Source organism: Glutamicibacter sp. X7 (assembly GCF_054889245.1).
The window spans coordinates 1,537,237-1,558,246 of sequence record NZ_CM142678.1; the positions used below are offsets into that span (position 1 = coordinate 1,537,237).

General features: G+C 60.8%; 11 protein-coding genes. 9 read left to right on the forward strand and 2 right to left on the reverse strand.

What is annotated here, in order from left to right; genetic code table 11:
• Positions 1-79: 79 nt before the first annotated feature.
• Positions 80-2,557, reverse strand: a complete 2,478-nt coding sequence (locus tag ACYU0X_RS07540; protein WP_461902620.1) for a right-handed parallel beta-helix repeat-containing protein — start codon at positions 2,555-2,557, stop codon at positions 80-82.
• 390 nt (positions 2,558-2,947) lie between these two features.
• Between ACYU0X_RS07540 and ACYU0X_RS07545 the strand changes: the two genes are divergently transcribed.
• From ACYU0X_RS07545 to ACYU0X_RS07565, 5 genes are all read left to right on the forward strand, one after another.
• The gene (locus ACYU0X_RS07545; protein WP_461902621.1) at positions 2,948-4,138 is read left to right on the forward strand and encodes a DUF1972 domain-containing protein; all 1,191 of its coding nucleotides are present in this window, start codon (positions 2,948-2,950) and stop codon (positions 4,136-4,138) included.
• A 62-nt stretch (positions 4,139-4,200) separates the two neighbouring features.
• A complete protein-coding gene (locus ACYU0X_RS07550) occupies positions 4,201-4,641 on the forward strand; it encodes an adenylyltransferase/cytidyltransferase family protein (protein WP_461902622.1) in 441 nt (146 codons plus the stop codon).
• Positions 4,642-4,666: 25 nt separating this feature from the next.
• Positions 4,667-5,476, forward strand: a complete 810-nt coding sequence (locus tag ACYU0X_RS07555) for a hypothetical protein (RefSeq protein WP_461902623.1) — start codon at positions 4,667-4,669, stop codon at positions 5,474-5,476.
• Between the two features lie 11 nt (positions 5,477-5,487).
• Complete coding sequence (locus ACYU0X_RS07560) at positions 5,488-8,982, forward strand: PKD domain-containing protein (RefSeq protein ID WP_461902624.1); 3,495 nt, start codon at positions 5,488-5,490, stop codon at positions 8,980-8,982.
• Positions 8,983-9,005: 23 nt separating this feature from the next.
• On the forward strand, positions 9,006-10,430 hold the full coding sequence (locus ACYU0X_RS07565; protein ID WP_461902625.1) for a glycerophosphodiester phosphodiesterase: 1,425 nt from the start codon (positions 9,006-9,008) through the stop codon (positions 10,428-10,430).
• 268 nt (positions 10,431-10,698) lie between these two features.
• Here ACYU0X_RS07565 and ACYU0X_RS07570 read toward each other — a convergent pair whose 3' ends face one another.
• Entirely contained in the window at positions 10,699-11,205 is a 507-nt protein-coding gene (locus ACYU0X_RS07570; protein ID WP_461902626.1) for a DinB family protein, read from the reverse strand.
• A gap of 1,053 nt (positions 11,206-12,258) precedes the next feature.
• On the opposite strand from ACYU0X_RS07570, the gene ACYU0X_RS07575 reads away from it, so the two are divergent.
• The 4 genes from ACYU0X_RS07575 (at position 12,259) to serA (ending at position 20,891) form a co-directional block, all read left to right on the forward strand.
• Positions 12,259-14,763, forward strand: a complete 2,505-nt coding sequence (locus ACYU0X_RS07575; protein WP_461902627.1) for a helix-turn-helix transcriptional regulator — start codon at positions 12,259-12,261, stop codon at positions 14,761-14,763.
• A gap of 5 nt (positions 14,764-14,768) precedes the next feature.
• A complete protein-coding gene (locus ACYU0X_RS07580; RefSeq protein WP_461902628.1) occupies positions 14,769-17,396 on the forward strand; it encodes a helix-turn-helix transcriptional regulator in 2,628 nt (875 codons plus the stop codon).
• A gap of 332 nt (positions 17,397-17,728) precedes the next feature.
• Positions 17,729-19,087 (forward strand): sugar transferase, encoded by a 1,359-nt coding sequence (locus ACYU0X_RS07585; protein ID WP_461902629.1) that lies wholly within the window; start codon positions 17,729-17,731, stop codon positions 19,085-19,087.
• Between the two features lie 208 nt (positions 19,088-19,295).
• Entirely contained in the window at positions 19,296-20,891 is a 1,596-nt protein-coding gene (serA, locus tag ACYU0X_RS07590) for a phosphoglycerate dehydrogenase (RefSeq protein WP_461902630.1), read from the forward strand.
• Positions 20,892-21,010: the final 119 nt, after the last annotated feature.

Genomic DNA, 21,010 nt, shown 5'->3' on the forward strand with positions numbered 1-21,010 from the left:
ACCGACTGTCTAGAACTTTGAAAAGAAGCGGGTCCTGCCATCTAAGTGATGGCAGGACCCGCAGTTGTAGTGGGAGGACTTAGCGCCGGTAGGCGCCCATCTGCTTGCTGTCGGCGCTCAGGCCGGTCAGCGTTGCCAGATCGGATGGCAAGCCAAGAGCTGATCCGTTGCGTTCCGCGATGGCAGAAGTGAGGTTATGTTCGGCATCCAGCACGCTGGAGGCGGTCACCTCGGCTGATCCGGACTCTTGTCGATGTGCCGACTGGAATGCCGCCAAGTTCGTGTAGACCTGCGGATCACCGGCTCCGGCGGACCACACCGTCGACCAGCGCGGAGTCCCCGAGCTGAGGCGGTGGTAGGTGTTGTGGTCAGTGGAGATCTCCATCTCTGCGGCGCTGAACTCATGCGAGTAATCCTCTACGGCCAAGATTGCGTTCCCGCCGCCGGTGTTGGATAGCACGTTGTTATGCACCGAAATGTCCTTCACGATCCAAGTCATCGTTGGGTCCGGGAAGCTCTGGCGTGGATCATGTCCCGGATCGGAGGCATTGTCGCCCCGCCGGTTATCCTGCACGATATTCAGCGGACGGTTTGAGCCGCTAATTGTGTTGTTCCAAATCCGCACATCGCTACTGTCGTTGAGCTTGAATCCGTTACCGCCGTTGCCAACGATGCGGTTGTTCGCGACCACGGCCTTGGCAGAGATTTCCAGCGATAGGCCATGCGAGGAGTTCGAGATCATGTCGTTATTGACGAGCTTCGAATCGTAGACCGACTCATCGATCCACAAGCCCGGGCCACGGTTGGAGGTGAAGACCGAATCTTTAACCGAGATACCCCGTGAGCGGGTGATCTTCAGGCCGCCGGAAACCGGCGAGGAGTTGAACCGTTCGGTGTTATTTCCTGACGAGTTGAGGTCCTGCACCTTCAGCCCATCGGCGTAGACGGCGTTCATCCCAAGCATGCCCGACCGGCGAATATTGACGTTCGAGATGGTGTTAGTGGTCGTCGAAACGTTGATGCCAGTGGTGGCCGAGTCCTCGACGGACAGGTTCCGAAGAGCGATACCCGGCTTTTCGGCGGTGATGGCGCCCATATCCGGTACCGAAGGGGCGTAGCGGCGGACATTGATACCATCCACCGTGGAGTTGGCTCCGCGGATGCTCAAGGCTTTTACGAGGGTGCTGGCTTCGATCTTTTTGCCGTGTGGGTCTGAGCCTACGTAGAGCTTGTTGGCCGAGAAGTCGATGTAGAAGGTGCCGGCGCGCACCTGATCGAGTGATCCAACCTGAGTTTGGGGTGCACCATCGATCCAGAGTTGCTCGGGGTGCGCTGCCATCGGGTAGTCGGAGTTGATGAAGCCCCAGGCTTCCTGCTGGTTATCTTCGGCCCCGCGAGTGTAGGTCGGCGAGTGATCGAAATCTAGGTCCCATCCGGTGGCCCAGGCCCCGCCGGAGGCGGTGAACCCGGACAGCGTCGAGGCGCCATCGAGCCACACCTTTTCACCGGGATAGTTCACCAGGTGAACGGTCTTGCCGCTCGGGATCGTTATCGACTCGTGGTAGGTTCCGCCGCGGACCACGATGCTTTGCCCCGAGCTTGCTTTGGCGACGGCGGTGGCCAGCTGGCGCAGCGGTGCATCGGCCGAACCGCTCGCGCTGTCGCTGCCGCCGGGCGCCACGTAGAGGGCTCCGGCGGGAAGGGCCGGTGCCTCTTCGACGGGTTCCGGGGATGGGGTTGGCGAAGGTTCTGGTTCCGGAGTCGGAGAGGGTTCGGGCACGGGTGCCGGTTCGGCGGTGCCCGGTTCCTCGCTGAGCAGATTCTTGGGGGCTTCCTTCGCCCGGAGATTATCCACGTGCAGTCCGGAGTTCTTGCTAGCCGAGGAGGACAGGTATCCGGTGAGCCGCACATCGCCGGCGGCACTCAGTGCGGAGTCGCTGTCCGTGTGCTGCACCTGCCAGTCTGGCGCAGTGCTGCCGGCGCGGTATGCCCGGGCGCTCAGCGCGGTCTCGCTATCGCCGGAGACATTGAAATCCAAGTGGAAGCTCTCACCGGGGTGCACAGATTCGGCGATGCGAACGTGCTCGAGAACGGTTTTGGTTCCGTTGAGGTGCCGGGCGACTTCGAGGCGCAGCTCGCCGGAGGCCAGCAGACGTAAGGTGGCGTCGTAACGGCCGTTGGAACCCTGACGCGCCGCCAGCGAGGCGTAGATCGAGCCGCTGGTTGGCAAGGAATCAAAGGAGAGATCAACACCCGCCGCGACGTCGCGCTGATCGATGTCGAGAGTCGCGACACTACTCTTGCCGGGGAACAAGGCCAGCGAGCCCACGCCATTGGCTAGAGCGAATCGTTCGGGGTGGTTGAGCTCGTAGGCGGGGCCGGAATCGGGGGAGCCCCAGCCTTCGCTGACCGTGCGGTTCATTGAGTCGCTCACATAATAGGTGGCGGCGGAGGCCGCAGGTAACGCCGAAGCGAGCAGTGAGCCGGTGACGACCACGGTCATCAGGGCGCGCGGGAGCCGGGAACGGCCCCCACGTTCAACAGGGGGATGCAACAAGTTTGTGTCCTTCATGGGCGGTCCCGTGCTCCCCAGCACAACGGATCCCGGATGGATAGTGGCACCGTCGAGACGGTGTCGCGCACAACCTCACCCATGCTTCCACGACGGTAACCGTTATGCAACTGTGACCTTAGCCTCGCGGGGCGCGTCACGGCCCGGATTTGCGGTCCGGAGCAGGGGAGCGCTACGAGAGCCGAGCGAGTAGTTCACGAGCAAACTAAGTAGTGCGCTACCCGTGCCGCACAGGGGGTTGAGCCCTAGGGTCAGGGCTACCACCGACGGACCTGCACGTTGGCACGGCCGAGGCATGGGGATGCCCTCGGTTTTACGTCGTGCAGGCGCGGCGGTGAACACTCGCCGTAGTTGTTTTATTTTGGGGGAAACAACATGCAACGTCGTAGGCGTGCGGACTCTGCCGCGCCGTTGAGCATCGCGCTCATCGGTACCAGAGGTGTCCCCGCCCGCTATGGCGGATTCGAGACGGCGATCGAAGAAGTCGGGCGGCGCCTGGTAGCCAAAGGCCATCGGGTCACCGTGTACTGCCGTGGCGTCGCCCGCGATGAACGAACCGACAAATACCTGGGCATGCAATTGGTGCATCTGCCCGCGCTACGCCGACGAAGCTTAGAAACCCTGAGCCACAGCGCCTTATCGATACTCCACGCTATTCGTCATCGCCCGGATGCGGCGATCGTTTTCAACGCGGCCAATGCGCCGCTACTGCCGCTACTGAACGCCGCAGGTATTCCGGTCGCCACCCACGTGGACGGCTTGGAATCCCGGCGAGCCAAATGGGGTCCTACGGGCCGGCGCTACTACCTGATGTGTGAACGATTGGCCGTCTGGCTATCGCGTGAACTGATCGCCGATGCCCGGGGGATCGCCGACTACTACGCCACGCGATATCAGGCTGCGACACGGCAGATCGCCTACGGCGCCCCGGTTCTTCACGCACCCGGAGACGCGAAACTAGCTGAGTTGGGCATAGCACCGGGTGGCTACCACCTATTGGTGGCACGCTTTGAGCCGGAAAATCATGTCCACCTGATCGTTCAAGGTTATGCGAAGGCCGCGGCACGCTACCCCTTGGTGGTGGTCGGCTCTGCTCCCTACGCCGAGCAATACACGCAATCGGTGCATGCGGCAGCCACCGAAAATGTCCGCTTCCTCGGCGGAGTCTGGGACCAAGAGCTACTCGATCAGCTGTACGCGCAGGCGCTGGTGTATTGGCACGGGCATTCGGTGGGCGGCACTAACCCATCATTGCTGCGCGCCATTGGGGCCGGGACCGCGGTCAATGCCTTTGACGTGAATTTCAACCGCGAAGTCCTCGGAGCTGCTGGCGCCTATTTCTCCACCCCGGCGCAGGCGGCCACGCTATTCGAGGCCGCCGAAGCTCGGCCGGAACAGGTCGCGCATCGGGCAGAACTCTCGCTCCAGCGGGCCGAAGCCTATGACTGGGATCAGGTCGCCGCCGGTTATGAGGCGCTCTGCCAAGATCTCGTACGCTCGCGGCGTCACTTCATGGCTCGACCGAGCGCCCAAGACGTGCCCATTGCCCACCACGGGCCGACCTAAGTCCGTTTGCTGGGCAGGTTGGTACACATCGGCAACACGAGCACAGGGCAGGGGAGTAACTCATGATCATTGGCTACGCGGCAGGGGCTTTCGACCTCTTCCACATCGGTCACCTGAACATCTTGCGGCAGGCCAAGGCCCGCTGCGATTTTCTCGTGGCCGGCGTGGTCAGTGACGAGATGGTCGAGGCCGCCAAGGGCGCTCGGCCGGTGATCCCCACCCTGGAACGTGCCGAGATCGTGGAGCACATTTCGCTCGTGGATCAGGTGTACATCGAAACCAGTTCCGACCGGCTTCAGGCCTGGCGGGATCTTGGGTATCACGTGTTCTTCAAGGGAGATGACTGGAAGGGCACCAGCAAGGGACGCGAACTCGAACGGCGTTTCGCCACCGTCGGAGTCAGGGTTGAATACTTCCCTTACACCATGCACACCTCAAGTACTCAACTGCGCGTGGCCCTGAACGCGCTGAGTCAACCCCGGGAAAGTTTTCACCGGGCCTAGAGCACTATCACTGCGGGGGCACCACATGAAACACCTAACTCTCGCCGAAGCCTCGGCGCCTACTCTTCGCTGGACAGCATTAGCCGCAACCACTTTGCTGCTGGCCGGATGCGCGGCTTCCGCTGGACCGCCACGTGCGGCTATGCCCCCGGGTGCCAACATCCAAGAGGTGCCAGATGTGCGCGCCCCGGCAACCTCCGAAATGCCCAAGGCGGCAGCAACGAAGGACAGCGATGGCACCAGCACGCAACTGCACGGTAAGAAAGATGGAGCAACCAACGCCGCGGAGCCAGACACTGCCGACAAAGCAAGCGAAACAACACCGAGCGCGGAGCCGAAACCGAGCACCGCGCCCGAAAATAAGCCACAGGATCTGAAAGCCCGCGGCGGACTGAAAGTCGCCAAAGACGCCGATCAGGCGCGCAAGCAACCCGAAGTCGCCAAGGCGGTACCTCTTGAAGCCACGGTCGCGGTGGGTACCGCAGCCAACATGAAGATCAAGGAACTGTCCCTGACCAAGGCCGAGGCCGAAGGGATCGGGCAGGTCGCCGGGCCAGCGGTTCTGATCACCGTGACGGTGGAAAACCGTGGCACGAAGGCACTGGACCTCAGCCACACCGAGCTCCTTGCCTTTGCCGGTGTCGAGCTCACGCCGCTGACTCCGCTCACCGACCCACGCGCTGACTCGTTCGAGCCCAAACTCGCGGCCGGAGGCAACGCCACGGCTACCTATCTCTTCGCGCTGCCCGAGGCGAAACCGGGAGAAATCACCCTGCGTTTTAGCACCGGCAACGGCGAGAACATTCAACAACTCTCGGGCACTCCGAGCGCGTGAAAGGCATGAACATGCGCAAAATCTTAACCCGGTGTGGGGCAGCGGCCGGCGTCTGGGCGCTCGCTGGTGCCCTGCTACTGGCCATCCCTTCGGCGGCGCAAGCCGACGCACACCCGCAGAACCCGAGTGCGCTACCACCGACCGTGACTGCCGATGCCCTGCCCACCGTGCAGATTGACGGTGTGGTGTGGTCCCAGGTCATCATCGGTGACACCGTCTATGCCGGTGGTAATTTCGGCACCGCTCGCCCCGCCGGGGCGGCTCCCGGCACACAGACGGTGACACGCAATAACCTGCTGGCCTACAACATCAAGACCGGCGAGCTGATTACCTCCTTTGCGCCGTCCTTCAACGCACAGGTGCTATCCCTCGCGGCCTCACCCGACGGGGAGCGGCTCTACGTGGGTGGCGACTTTACGAGCCTGAATGGAGCTCCGGCCGAACGCATGGTGGCGCTGAATCCGGCCACCGGTGCCCGCATCGCCGGCTTCGACCCGCAACCATCGAATACCGTCTACTCGATCATTGCGCGCGGAGACACGGTGTTCTTTGGCGGATCCTTCTTCCGCGTCGGTGCTGCCTGGCGGGAACAGGTGGCCGCCGTACGTGCCTCGGATGCCGCGTTGCTCTCCTTCCGCCCGGTGGTCACCGGAGGACAGGTCACCTCGCTGACGCTTTCACCCGATGCCACCAAGCTGGCCATCGGTGGATACTTCGACACGGTCAACGGCACCGGCGATCAAGCCAGCGGTCTGGCCGTGGTGGAAACGGCAACCGGAGAGAAGCTAGCCTATGAGGCCTCGGCCTATGTGAGCAATGGTGTCGGTGGCGATGGCGCGATCACCTCGCTGGCCAGCGACCAGCGCACCTTCTATGCCAGTGGTTTCACCTATGGGCGGCAGGCCACCCTCGAAGGTATTGTGGCCATCGATTGGGATGATCTCGGCACGCGTTGGCTTGAAGACTGCCACGGCGATACTTACTCGGTGCACGTCAACAACGATCTGGTCTACCTCGCCGGGCACCCACACTATTGTGGCAATGTCGGGGGCTTCCCGCAGGAAGTGAACTGGAGCTATAACCGTGCGCTGGCTTTCGGGAAGGAAGCGGTGGGCACGATCGATCGCGAGATTCACGGATACACCAACTTTGAGGGGCTACCGCATCCGCAGTTGCGCAACTGGTTCCCCGCCTTGAGCACCGGTAATTTCACCGGCCAGTATCAAGGCCCCTGGTCGGTGACCGGCAACGATGAGTACATTGTCTACGGTGGCGAATTCCTCCGGGCGAACTACACGAACCAGCAGGGCCTGGTGCGCTTCAGTTACAGCTCCAAGGCTCCCAACCTGCGAGGCCCAGAACCGCAAGGCAATAACTTCGTTCCCACGCTCTCCTCCAATAAGGCAGGCGAGGTGCGCGTGCGCTGGCAGGCCGCTAGCGACATGGATGATTCCACGTTGGAGTATCGAGTGATTCGCGATGGCAATAACGGCAATCCGATTCACACCACCAGCGGCCGGTCGAACTTCTGGCTGCGCCCGGGACATTCCTATACCGACACCGGGCTGACACCCGGCAGCACGCACAGCTACCGCATCTTTGCGGTGGACCCGACCGGCAGGGAAGCCCGAAGTTCCACCGTATCGATCACCGTGGCCACCAGCGATCAACCAGTGGGCAGCTATGAGGCGGTCATTAAAGCCGACCAACCGACCGCCTACTGGCCGGTGCGAGCCACCGACGGGAACACGGTCGTTGACGCCAGCAATGCCGAAGACCTCAGCCTCACCGGTGCGGCCAGCCGAGTCAATGGTGCCACCATTCCCGGCGGCAGCGGTTCGGCGATCACCTTGGGCAGTGGGACCGCGGGCAATGAAGTCCGTGCTCAACGCACCAACAAGTTCAGCACCGAGCTCTGGTTCCGAGCCGGCGCCACACAAACCGGACGACTGATCGGATTCGCCGATGCGGTGACCGGCACGTCGCGTAATTACGACCGGGTGACCTATCTCAACTCCTTCGGACGACTGTCCTTCGGAGTCACCGAGCGCGGAACCCGGCGGACCATCACCTCATCGGCGTCCTACACGGATAACAAGTGGCATCACGTGGTCGCCACCCTAGGGAGTGACGGGATGCGACTCTACGTGGATGGTGCTCAGGTGGCCTCACGGGCCTCCACCACCACGGCTCTGGAAATGGAAGGTTACTGGAGGCTTGGCGTGGATCGGCTGAGCGGCTGGCCATCGGCACCCACCAGTGGCTTCGCCGGTCAGGTCGATGAGATCGCGATCTACCCGCGGGCGTTGAGCGCCGCCAGGATCGCCGATCACTACGCCGCCGGGCAGGGACAAAGCGTGAACCTGTCGCCGACCGCAAAGTTCAGCAGTGACACGCAGGCGCTGAAACTATCGGTGAACGGCAGCGAATCCAGCGACCCCGATGGTAACATTGCCTCCTACGCATGGGACTTTGGGGACGGGGCCACCGGCACCGGCGTTTCCGCTACCCATACCTACGCCGCGGCCGGGACCTATACGATCAAACTCACGGTCACGGATAACAAGGGCGCCACCGGTACCGCCAGCAAACAGGTGACGGTCAGCCCGCCAAACCAGGCACCGACCGCATCGTTCACCGCGAACATGGAGAACCTCGATGTGTCGGTGGACGGCAGGGGATCCACTGATCCCGAGGGCGGACAACTGTCCTACGCATGGGACTTTGGTGATGGCGAGAACGGTACCGGGGCCACGGCAACGCACCACTACGCCAGCGCCGGAAGCTACCAAATCACCCTGACCGTCACCGATCCGCAGGGAGCTTCGGATAGTGCCACACGCACGGTCGAGGCTACGATCCCGCCCGGTCCGCTGGCGGCCGACGCATTCGGTCGGAGCGAGACCGGTGGCTGGGGCACGGCCGATGTTGGCGGCAGTTGGGCGCGTACCTCGAGTGCCGCGTCGATCTTCGTCTCCTCGGGCACCGGCAAACTCGTGGCCGGTTCTCCAGGACACGGGCCCGGAGCGACGCTACCGACCCTCGCCGGAGCCGAAGTTACCGGCACGGTGAGCGTGACACTGGACAAGGTAGCCAACGGGGGAGGCAGCCATCTCTACTTCTCGCCGCGCTACCAGGATGCCGGTAACCAGTACCAGCTCAAACTACGGATCTCCGCGGACGGCTCCGGGCTACTGATCCTTGACAAGATGTTCCAAGGAAACGAAGCCTTCCTCGATTCGGTCTCGCTTCCCTCGCTGGAGTATCAGGCCGGTCAGAAGCTGTGGCTGAAAATCCAAGCCGATGGCACCTCGCCGACCGCGCTAGGGGCCAAGGTCTGGAAGGACGGAACCAATGAGCCGCCCGAATGGCAAGTGGAAGCAACGGACTCCGAAGCCGCGCTCCAAGCAGCTGGCGGGGTGCGCGCCCGCCTCTACGTCTCGGGTAGCGCCAGCAATACTCCGGTCACCGCGGCCTTCGACGACCTGATCGTCGAAGTGCCCTAACCGGTAGCGGGCAGGCGCCGGTCATGGGAACCCCATCAGGGCTCACCCGGCGACAACTTTTGTCGCTGGTGCCCATGACCGCGCTCGCCGGCTCCTTAGTTTCTTGCGCACGCTCGGCTGCCGCGCCGAGTGTGCGCTCGATGCTGAATCAGGAGCAGTTCGTTATTGCCCATCGCGGCTCGGGAGATAACTGGACCGAACATACGTTGCACTCCTACCGGCAGGCCGCCGCGCACGGGGCCATCGCGGTGGAACTTTCTGTGCACCGCACCAGCGATGGGATCTTTGTCTGCCATCATGACGCGAATCTAGAGCGGTTAACCGGCGAAGACCGGCTGATCGCACAGACTACCTTTGCTGAGCTCCAAGGGCTGCGAAACGATGCCCGCCAGTGGCTTGGCCCGGCCACGCCGTTGCGGCCGATTCCGCGGCTCGAGTCCGTGATGACAGAGTTGGCAGGCCGCTGCGTGCTGTTTATCGAAGACAAGACCGGGGCCCACGCCGCGCAACTGCTTGAGGAATTAGACCGGTGGCCGCAGGCCAAGGACGCCATCGTGTGGAAGCAGAACAGTACTGCCGCTGGTCGTGAACTGGCCGCCGAACGAGGCTACCCCACCTGGGGATATTTTGCGCCGGACACCATTGAGTTGGCCGGAACGCTGGCCAAGGACTTTGACCTACTCGGTGTTCACGACTCGGCCAGTGACGAGCAGGTCAAAACGCTCGTGGACAGCGGAAAACCGGTGATCTGCTGGGAGATCCACACCCGCTGGCAACGCGAACACTTCGCAGCCCTAGGGGTGCGCGGAATGATGTGCTCGAATCTGCTGTACGTCGCTCCGGGCAAGACCAGAACTTCCGGACTTCGTAGCGACGACTTCGCCTCGGGCCGACGTGCGGCCGGCGACCTGCCCGATGCGCTGTCCTGGTCCGCCCAGCCGGTATTCCGACGGGAAATTGGCGCCGTGGAGCTCCCGGCGGCGCGGAAAAACAGCTATACGCTCGGCTCGCTTCACGTAGCTTCCGAGAGCTTAGGATCCATTAGGTGCCAGCTACGCTGGCCGACATTATCCGGAGGAAACCCCGTGGCCGGGGTGGCTTTCGCCGTGCCGACCGATAAGCCTTACCGTGCCTTCGAAGACAGCCAGCGTACCGGATATCATCTACAGCTCTCCGCCGCGGGGGAACTGTCCCTGTGGTGTTGCACGAGCTCGGGCATGCGTCGGCTCTTCGGCGCCCAGGGCGCGCCCTTGTCGGCAGGTCAGTGGGTGGAGTTGGAGGTACACAGTAACCAGAAAGGGTTGGTGCTCCGCCGAGATGGCGAGCACATCGGCTCGGTGGCTCTGCGCGAGCCCTTGACCACGGATTATGTGTCGCTACTGTCTCTGATGCCTGAAGGGGCTCCGGTGCAGTTTCGCAAGGTCGGTATTCGTCCGAAGGCGAGCTAGCTCCAATCCATGAAGAGGAGGAGCTAGCAATGGGACCGTAGTCTCCCGGCTGGAGTTGGCTGTCTCGGGGTGCGCAGCGGGATTTCGGGTGGAGGTTATGATTCCCAAGGGCGGAGATGGAAGTGATCTCGCGCTGGAAGCGCATAGGTAGCGCTTGGCTCACGAGCCGCTTGGGTGCTGGCTCTCGGCGTTGGGGTTCAGCATTCGCATATTGGTGCAACGTCCCCTCCGAAAGCTGGAACACGGCCCGTAGACGCGCCGCGAGCCGTCAGTCGCCGGCGCTGCCGTCGATCAATTCACGCAAAATGTCCGCGTGGCCTGCGTGCCGGCCCGTCTCCAGGATCACGTGCAGGTATACCCACCGCAACGTCATCTCGCTGCCCGGCGGTGCGTAGTCGAGGCTGTGTTGAACGGCGATCTCGCGGGAGCGGGCGCACGCCGCTAAGTAGTCGTCGATGACTTCCTCGAGCGTCTCGTTCGGGTCCAGATGCAGGTCGGCCTCCGGATCATCCTCGGTCCATGGCGGCGTAGGCAATTCGTCGGCGGGGACCTGGCCGATCTGCTGGGCGAACGCGCCCAGTTCCACCCATCGCAGGTGTTTGAGCAGGCCTCCGAGGTTCGTGCCGGTCGGCACTGGGCTATTCCGGGCGTCCTCCTCGGACACTCCGCGGGCCTTGCGTACGACGGCGTCGCGCAGGTAGTCCAGGAACGTATCAAGCTGCTCGCGTTCGCTGGCGCCGACCACGGTGCCGAGGATCTCACTGGGTCTACTCATGGGCCAAACGTAGCACGCGGTCCGACCCACGAACTAGGGGTTATTGGGGCTTTTCGCAGTCGCAGTTGAGCACGTAATCCGTGCGGTACATCGATGGCCTAGTCAAGGTCGAGGACGCCCGAAGATGAAGGAGACTATGACTTCGACCTGGTGAGCTCGACATCTCTGAGGCCACCTAGGTCCGCCCTGACCGGTCCATGACCGCTCGTTTTGATGCCTTCTGTCTGGAGGTGCATGAGCAGCGGTTGGAATGCAACCGAGCGATTCTCCGGCATCGGATGGTCGAGCCCGACCGAACCCTACGCGCGGCGTGGACGCGCTCGCCTACTTCGACGGGCCAGGCCCGTCCCACGGCCCCACCGAAGAGATCGGCGACCGCCTCGAACCACTTCACGGATCAGCTCTCACCCTTCGCAAGTTGACGAACCGCATTGCCAGATCACCATTCTCCACAGGCGGCTTCAGACTTCAGTTACACCTTCAAGTGTGAGGGGCCGGATTGTCCGATACGACGGGCGTCGTCAACGTAATTCCATGTGGTGTATACGTATTCAACGGTCATCTTCAAACCTGTTCGGTCCTAGTTGTGGGCGTTTGTAGTGGTGGTTTCGTAATGACCGATGTAGTGCTCGGTGATCAAACCTGGATTATTTGATTCTAGGCGTCATTTGATTCTCCCAGCCCTTATGAAATCGGGCCTGCGGAAGCATTTTAGCGAATGGTCGCAACAAATAATCACCACCACCGCGCGGCATGGATGGTTGTATGCGCAGCCGATCGTTATGAAGTGCGGAGGCGTAAGGGCTATGCCAAGAGCATGTTGACCTCTTGCCGCTGTGGGATGTCGTTGTTCCTTTGCTGAGTAAAAATATTGGAGCCCGCGAGTCTTCTGCGGTCTCGATCGAAGAAAACCTTGCTGATTCGCGGAATGGGATTTAGCGAATGGTAGAACTTGACTTGGAATAGCGGTAGTCTGGTGACACTCGCCGCAGTTGGACGTTTTTGGGGAAACGTTCTAACAACTCCGTGTTGCTGGGGCGCCATGGGGGAAAGATGAATAGCACGACGATATTGGGGGATATCTCCGGGCACTTTTCGGCTGGAACCGATACAGAACAGCGCTGGGACAGTGCGCTGAGCCAAACAGCTATCCGGAAGATTCAAGAAACGATTGGATCCTTTGATCCAACTGCGCCCGGCAGGGGTTATGTGCTCGTCACTGGCACAGGTTCGCGATACCGAGCCTTGGCTCATGATGCCATCGCGCACCTCGTGGGCGATCGGCCACTGCTACGTATTACCTGCAGTCGCTTCTCACAGCATATTGATCTCGGGGCCTTACTCTTTTTGCTGGCTACAGAGCCGTTAGCCGAGCACGCCAGTGATGCCGAAATCATTCACGTGCTCCGCCAAAAACTCAAGCACTACGGAAATGAACGCGTTCCGGTGCTGATCGAGAACGCCAGAGCACTCGACCCACGAAGCAGCAGACTGCTGACCACGCTCGCCCAAACCGGGCATCTCTCGCTGATCCTCTTCGTGGACCGGCGCGATGGCTTAGAACCTGCCGTGGATAATCTGCTACGCCACGGCGAGCTACGCGTGGTCAATATGCCGCTACTGAACCGGACCGAACTGGAACAGTATCTCTCTGAACGACTGGAAGGTCCGCGAACTCCGGAGGTAGGTGCTCACTACTGGGCAGTGAGTAGGGGAGATCTCGATGTTCTCGACAGCGCGTTACGGGCCGACATCCGTGCGCGACATCTAATCGAACAGCACGGGTACTGGGGGCTGAAGACCCCGGTGCTTTGCCCGCAAACGTCTGCACCCGATCTGTCGGCCCTCGCCGATGCCGAAAAGAGCTTGTTTCAGCGCATCGTGCGACAGGGTGGAATCTATCTCAGCGAGTTACTACAAACGCCCGGTGACCTCGAGGCTCTGGACGGATTACTGATTATGGACCTGGTACGCCGCAAGGGGCCAGGCCGCATCGTACCCGCTGGCTTCGCAATCAAAGCGAGCCTAGCCGGCGAAGTAGAGTTGGCGGTTGAGCAGATCGCCGCCGCCTGTTACGAGGCCGCATACGAACGGCTCACCGATCTTCAGCCCCAGCTAGCCACGGCAACGGCAGAGGTCCGCCTTGCGGCAGACTTAGCCCTGCGCTCGGCCGCAGCTGGACTGACTCGGTGGGATGAAGTCACGTCCCACGACGCGCTCGAACCACACGGCCTGAGCGATGTCCAGCGTTCCACATGGCGCGAGCAGGACCAGATCTTTGGCTGGTACGCCGCCATACGCCAAGGACTCCTGCCCGCAATCAACGTGCGAGCAGGCGCGGCCGATGCACTACGCGCTGTGCTGGAGGCAACAACTTGGAGCCATGAGGCGCATCGACTTATGTCGCTTCTCTGCGTCGCCCACCGATGGGCCCATGAAGGATACGAACACAAGGCAGGAAAACTGCTTTCCTTCGCCGTTAGGGACATCCAGCGATTATCCGAACGCCGCCATGATAACCGGTTCCGCCTCTTGTTCTCACCAATGATTTTTCTGGCCGAGGCAGTTGCGGTACGGATCTACGACTGGGCAGCTGCGCAGCGTGTTGATAATCTCGCGCTTCGATCGCCGCAGGCCGATGCGGCCGCCGAAACATTCGTCACCTACTTCGCCTGTATCAGAGCCTTGCGTTTGGGCCGGCTGGAATGTGCGCAGCAGCTCGCGCACATGTTGGCTGTCCAGGAAGCGATCAACCGCAAGGAAATGATCCCGCAGATGGCCCGTTGCCTGCAGCTGGCAGCCGAGCCTCCCGAGACACGGCTAGCTCCGGCAAGTATCGATGAACTGCTGCAGCTGGCTCGGCCAACGGAACTTACACTCAATAGCTGGTCCGTGGCTCAACTAGCAGCCGTGGTACTGAGTTATCGCAGGCACCCGGAGCACGTGCAGATCCTCGAAGATCTTTCTCGCCGGGCCGTCAAGACCGGATTAGGGTTCTGCGCTGCCGAGTCACTTGGAGTTCTCCTCGCCCTGGGACGGGAAGTCACCGTTGAAGAATTCGCGGCATTGCCAGCCAGCGACGAAAGTTCGCTGATTCGCGATCTCAGAGACCTGGCGGTCGCCGAAAGTACTGGCATAACTGCTGCCGGATTTGCTCTGCGCACCAAACTGGCAAGCCGAGGTCAGCGGTATCAAATCGAGTTCTTGCTCCACGCTGAGGCCCACCCAGACGTCGCCACACGACGCCGGGTCCACCAAATCATGGGGGAACAAACCGAACGGCTACGACACTTCTTACCCGTGGCCGCCGGAGTGGATCCTTCACCACCTCGTGCCGTGGCCTCCGAAAAGCAATGGAGCAAGGTGCTCACCCCACGTGAACTGGCGATCGCCGAGCTTGCCGCAAGCGGTTTACGCAATGCTCAGATCGCCCAGTCCTGCAACATTTCGGTGCGTACGGTCGAAGGACACCTCTACCAAATTCATACCAAGCTCAACATCCGCAATCGGCGCGAGCTACGCAACCTGTTGTTGCCGGCTCGGGCACAGGAGCCCTGAGTCCCATGGAGCCCGACCATACGCAGCACGCCGGACATCACGTACAGGCGGCCCTCAAGCTGCTGAGCTCGTCGGAGCTTCACGCCGTCGGGGTGGTCTGTCCATTTGGTGCCGGCCCCAGTCAATTTGCCGATGCGTTACACGGTGCTTATATCGCCGCGGGCGGAAACAAGCAGGCAGTCCGCCTTCGGTGTCAACCCGAAGACCGGACAGAGCCCTTCGGCGCTTTTAAGCACCTGCTTGCTCAGGAGCCCACCGGCCCGGACTTTGCTTCGGCCCTGCGTCAGATCGGCAGTTATGTTGCAGGACTCGTGCAGTCCAACCAGCAACGCGTGCTCGTACTGATCGAAGACGGAGAATATCTGGATGCGGAATCGGCTTACGTGCTTACTCAACTGACACAGGGCGGCCACGTGGACCTGGCGCTATGCGCCTCACATGCGATCAACATGTTAGAGAACCTCGAACCGCTCAGCGCATTAGGCAATTTGCCAACACTTGTGCTCGGAGCACTAAGCCTCGCAGAGATCGAAGCCGAGCTGGCCGCAGCCTTTGGGCACCGACCCACCCCGGGGACTATCCACGCCGTCTATCGGGCCACCGGCGGCCTCCTCGAATTGGTCGAACTAGTAATTGAACTCATTCGCGTCCACGAGTTGCACCATGTCACCTCAGACCGACTCCTCTTGGGGCTTGAAGAGCTCTGGGACGATGCTCAGATGTATCGAAGAGTCTGGGAAACTCTGCGCGGGCTTTCCACCGAGGCACTTGATATGGTCGTGGCGCTCGCACTCTCGGGGGGAGTACCGGGTGTAAAGCTGACACATCTGGTGCCAGATGCCCTAATACTGGAAGGGCTTAATGGTCTACTCACGCAGGGCGCCGATGGATTTGTTGAACTCAGCTCACAGTGGGTGGTCGGCGCCGTCCGGAGGCTGGTGCCGCCCTCCCTCGCACGCCGGTTATATGTCGCATGGAATGAGCAGCTTCAGTTCGAAAACTCGGGGCGCTGGCAACCCATTTGGTGGGCCCTTTCGGTGGGCGAGACACCCGATATACGGCGTGTCGCCGGTGCTGCCGCGCTGGCGAATAATGATGGTGATTACCAAGGGGCACTCGGGCTCACAGAGAGAAGCGCTGGGGAACCTGAAGACTTCTATTGCGAGCTCGAACGGCTCGTAGCGCTCGCCGGTCTCAGGCGGCATGTCGAGGCTTTCCACGGACTCGAACTCTTGGCCGCCCAACCACTGAAGGACAGTCAACTCGACGCATTGTGCGAGCGGTGGATCTTCTTGCTGACGGTTGGTAGCGCCACCGACGGACCACGTATGCGTGCACTGGAGAACCTACAGAGAATCGCCGGGCACGATCGTGAGCGTGCCCGGGCAGCAATGAACCTGCGCATCGAACTGCTCGAGACTCTGACAGAGGAGATCAGCCCGCACGCACGAGCGCACGCCCTGACCCAGATTCTCGAGGCGAACCCGCCGCGTGATGTTCTAGCTCTGGCCGCGGTCGCGGGTTTAGAGATGATGCTTCTGTCGGTCTTCCACCCTGCAATTCAGGCCGTGGAAGCTCGCCTAGGCGAGATTATGAACCTCGCGGTTCGTCAACGCTTGGCCGCGGTGCTGTTCATCCGCGAAACAATGCAAGGTTCTTGCCATGACACCAGCGAAGAAACCCGGTCTCGATATCTGGAAGGAGCCAAAGACCTAGGACGCATGGCAGCCGGCCTACGGGGGCTCGAACGTGCACGAGCTCTCGAACATGAGGGAGATCTCCTCGGTACGGTGGACGGACTGGCGGCCGCCGCACTAGACGCACTGGCCGCGGATGCCCATCAGCTGGCCTGTATCTGCGTGATCAGTGCCTTCCTGCGGCAGCCGCACTTGCGGGGGCGCCATGACTGGCGGGACTTGGCCTTGAGAGTTGAAGACATTCTCGACACTGAGCCGCTGATTTACCGTGAGTACGCGCGACTCGGTGACCTAGCTATTTACCGTAAACAATCAGCAGCCCTCAGAGAGCAACTCGAGCATCTTCGGACGCAGGCTCTACCGACTATGGCGGTTGTGGGGCATTGGAGCGTGTACTGCAATTTTGAGACCCTTTCAGCGGAGGAAATGGACACCGAAATTGGGGCCTTAGCAAAGCTTGAGCCTCCGGTGGGCGACGGGGTACCTGGCGGCATGGCCGCGATCATGTTCGCTGCCCAGAACGGTGGCCCGGAGGCGGTGGCTAAACTCAAGGAGCAGGTCCACGAACAGATGGCGGGCCTTGCCGTGGTGGCGTGTAGCGCGATACTGCTCTTGAAGGACGCCACCGAGGACGATCGCGTGTGGGCGCGACGATGGCTCTACACAAGGTCTTCGTGGAAAAACGCGCCAGTCTTAGTCGCTCGGGCGCTTACTGAACACGGTCTATCCGAGCGCGAACTACAGACCGCCTCTCTTGCGGCCAACGGCGAAGGCAACCGACATATTGCAGCCGAGCTCAACCTGTCGGTGCGCACCGTGGAAGGACACCTATACCGGGCCTTTGCCAAGCTCGGACTCGGTGAACGTAGCGAACTAGGACAGTTCGTTGGTCTACGTGCCGCAGCATCGGGTAGCAGGAGCGGTAGAAGCAAGTAGAAGTAAGTAGTCCACCAGTATGGCTCCTGCCTAAAGACAGGTAGATTACGGAAAAACCTCGCGTGAATAGTCGCTTGTTCCTGCCTAAGTTGAGAACAAAGAGGGCGAGGCATGTGTAACGGGGAACGGATCAGACTCGCAATCAAGGTCCGTTGCCGAAAGAAATGGCTCGCCATGATGGCTCATTCACTGGGGGAGTGCGGCTCATGGTCAGTGGTTTTGGGGAACCACAATCAAGTCCTGTCACGGCGCTGTCTATGCCGTGGACATCGTTGGCGCGGGCGGAGCGGCGAACCGTATCGGCACCCGCCCGCACACGAAGGCGCCGCTGGGTGCGACTCATCTACGTTCTTGATGCACTGGTGATCTGTTTGTGGCTCGTTGGTGCCAGTGGAACGGCGATCGCAAATGCGAAGGTGGCGCACCTTGCGGCAGTAGCGATGGTGGCCCTGCTGTGGATTGCGGTGCTCTCGCTTAAAGGTGCGCGGCAATCGCAAATTCTTGGGGTCGGGTCTGACGAATATAAACGGGTGCTCGAGGCGAGTTTGCTGACCGCCGGGCTCGTGGCGATCTCGGTACTAGCGATCGGGGAGCCACTGCGGGCCCAACTAGTTCTGTTAGGCGTGCTCCCGGGGATGGTGACAATCTGTCTCGAGCGGTGGCTCTTGCGCCGAATCCTGCACTTCAGAGCTCGTCGAGGCGCCGTGCTTTCACGCGTTGTCGTGGTGGGTGCGGCGAACGACATCTCCTACCTGGTGCGTCAGATTAGAAACAAGTCAGCGAGTGTGTACGAGGTGGTGGCCGCCGTGGAAGACACCGGGACCTCGTTGCAGTTACCCGGTGTGTTTGTCTCCTACAACTTTGATGATTTGGATTCCCTGATCGAAGCCCACGGGGCGGATGCGGTTATGGTTGCCGGGCACCTGCAAGCAGGGAGTGCTGCGGTGCAAAATCTCGGGTGGGATCTGGAAACTACGGGTACCGAACTCATACTTGCCTCGTCGCTGACCAACGTGGCCGGTCCGCGCATCAAGTTGCGACCGGTGGAGGGGCTACCGTTAATTCACGTGGATCCTCCGTCGTTTACCGGTACGCGTTGGTGGATCAAGAGACTTATCGATGTGGTGCTTTCCACCGTTGCGTTGGTGGTGTTATGTCCGTTGTTGGGAGTCATAGCCGTGGCGGTGTATCTGGACTCTCCAGGCCCCGTGATTTTCGCGCAACGGCGAGTGGGGAAGGCCGGCGAAGATTTCGTGATGTACAAGTTCCGAACCATGGTCGCTGACGCGGAACAGCGTCTTGACGAGCTCAAGAACTTCAACGAGGGCGCCGGTCCGCTCTTCAAGTTGCATCAAGATCCGCGAGTAACGCGGGTAGGAACGTTCCTACGAAAGTTTTCGCTCGATGAGCTCCCGCAGATCTTCAATGTGTTGCGCGGTGATATGTCGCTCGTTGGACCGCGCCCGCCGCTACGCAATGAAGTGGAGTCCTACGAGTATCGGACCTTCCGACGGCTATTGATTCGTCCAGGCCTAACCGGGCTCTGGCAGGTGAACGGTCGCAGCGACCTTAGTTGGGAAGAGAGCGTGCGATTAGATCTCTACTACGTGGAGAACTGGTCGGTGCTCGGCGATGTCATCATCATGTGGCACACCTTCAAAGCCATGGTGCGACCGGCTGGTGCCTACTGAAGTCCCGGGCCGCTGAGCACACGCACAGATCAAACTATAACAGCACAGTACGGCATTAGTGAAAACTTTCACAAGCGAGGCCGTTTTTATGCGTAATATGCGATTTTTCGGCATGAACACGGGAATTTTGTGGTTAGGCTAAGAACCGAAGCCACAACACAAGTGGCTCAACCACGTTGACCTCTCTCACTGAAAAGGTGCCTCACTCGTGTCTGATAACAAGCCAATCGTTCTTCTGGCCGAACAGCTTTCGCCGGCAACTATCGCCGCGCTGGGACCCGATTTCGAAATCCGTGAAACCAACGGTGCCGACCGAGAGCAACTACTGTCCGCCATTGCCGATGTAGATGCCATTCTGGTGCGCTCGGCCACCCAGGTGGATGCCGAAGCCATTGCAGCCGCTAAAAACCTCAAGGTGATTGCCCGCGCCGGCGTTGGCCTGGACAACGTTGATATCAAAGCAGCCACCCAGGCCGGCGTCATGGTTGTGAACGCGCCGACCTCGAACATCATTTCGGCGGCCGAGCTTACCGTCGGCCACGTGCTCTCACTGGCACGCCGGATCCCGGCCGCCAACGAATCGCTCAAGGGCGGAGCCTGGAAGCGTAGCGCATTTACTGGCGTAGAGCTTTACGAAAAGAAGGCCGGCATCATTGGCCTTGGCCGCATTGGTGCCCTTGTTGCTGCCCGACTTCAGGGCTTTGGCATGGATATTATCGCCTACGACCCTTACGTGACTCCGGCGCGCGCCGCCCAGCTGGGTGTCACCCTAGTGACGCTTGACGAACTCCTCGAGCAAGCCGACTTCATTTCCATCCACATGCCAAAGACCCCTGAGACTATTGGCATGCTCGGCAAAGACGCTTTCACCAAGATGAAGAAGAGTGCCTTCGTCATCAACGTCGCCCGCGGTGGTCTGGTCGACGAAGATGCACTGTACGAGGCACTGAAGAACGAAGATATTGCCGGTGCTGGCATCGACGTATTCGTGAAGGAACCGAGCACGGACCTACCGTTCTTCGAATTCGAGAATGTCACCGTAACCCCGCACCTCGGTGCTTCGACTGAAGAAGCACAGGAGAAGGCCGGCGTATCGGTTGCAAAATCTGTTCGTTTGGCCCTGGCTGGTGAACTTGTTCCCGATGCCGTAAACGTGGCTGGTGGCGTCATCGACGAGAACGTTCGTCCGGGCATCCCGCTCATCGAGAAGCTGGGACGAATCTTCAATGCACTGTCCACCGGGTCGCTTACCAGCATCGATGTAGTCGTTGCCGGCGAAATTGCGGAACTCGACGTCAAGGCGCTGGAACTCTCCGCCTTGAAGGGTGCCTTCATGGACGTAGTGTCCGACCAGGTCTCCTACGTCAACGCGCCAGTGTTAGCGGAGCAGCGTGGCGTCGCCACTCGACTGGTGACGACTTCTGACTCGCCGGAGTACCGTAACCAGCTCACGATTAAGGGCTCCACCAACGAGGGTACCCAGCTGGCAGTTTCAGGCACCCTGACCGGTCCTAAGCAGATCGAAAAGCTGGTCGGCGTGAACGGGCATGAGATCGAAATTCCGATTACTGACCACATGATCATCGTGCGTTATTCAGATCGACCAGGCGTGGTCGGTAGCCTCGGCAACGTCCTGGGGGAGCAGGGCGTGAATATCGCAGGTATGCAGGTGTCGCGGGATGAGAAGAAGTCCGAGGCACTGGCAGTCATCAGCATCGATAGCGCTCTACCTCACGGCGTGCTCGATGTTGTGGGCGCAGCGATTGGCGCGAGCTTGGCTCGCGAAGTGAATTTGGCTGATTAGTAGTCCCAATGCGCAGGTGCTTCGCAATTGTTGCCGTCATAATATGCTGCAACTGCGAGGCACCTGCGCAATTTGCTTGCTACCCATTCTTGGCCGGGAGCGATTAGCAGGTCATTTGA

Coding starts and splice junctions, on each gene's coding strand:
- ACYU0X_RS07545 (WP_461902621.1), top strand. CDS start 2,948: ATGCAACGTCGTAGGCGTGCGGACTCTGCCGCGCCGTTGAGCATCGCG.
- ACYU0X_RS07550 (WP_461902622.1), top strand. CDS start 4,201: ATGATCATTGGCTACGCGGCAGGGGCTTTCGACCTCTTCCACATCGGT.
- ACYU0X_RS07555 (WP_461902623.1), top strand. CDS start 4,667: ATGAAACACCTAACTCTCGCCGAAGCCTCGGCGCCTACTCTTCGCTGG.
- ACYU0X_RS07560 (WP_461902624.1), top strand. CDS start 5,488: ATGCGCAAAATCTTAACCCGGTGTGGGGCAGCGGCCGGCGTCTGGGCG.
- ACYU0X_RS07565 (WP_461902625.1), top strand. CDS start 9,006: ATGGGAACCCCATCAGGGCTCACCCGGCGACAACTTTTGTCGCTGGTG.
- ACYU0X_RS07570 (WP_461902626.1), bottom strand. CDS start 11,205: ATGAGTAGACCCAGTGAGATCCTCGGCACCGTGGTCGGCGCCAGCGAA.
- ACYU0X_RS07575 (WP_461902627.1), top strand. CDS start 12,259: ATGAATAGCACGACGATATTGGGGGATATCTCCGGGCACTTTTCGGCT.
- ACYU0X_RS07580 (WP_461902628.1), top strand. CDS start 14,769: ATGGAGCCCGACCATACGCAGCACGCCGGACATCACGTACAGGCGGCC.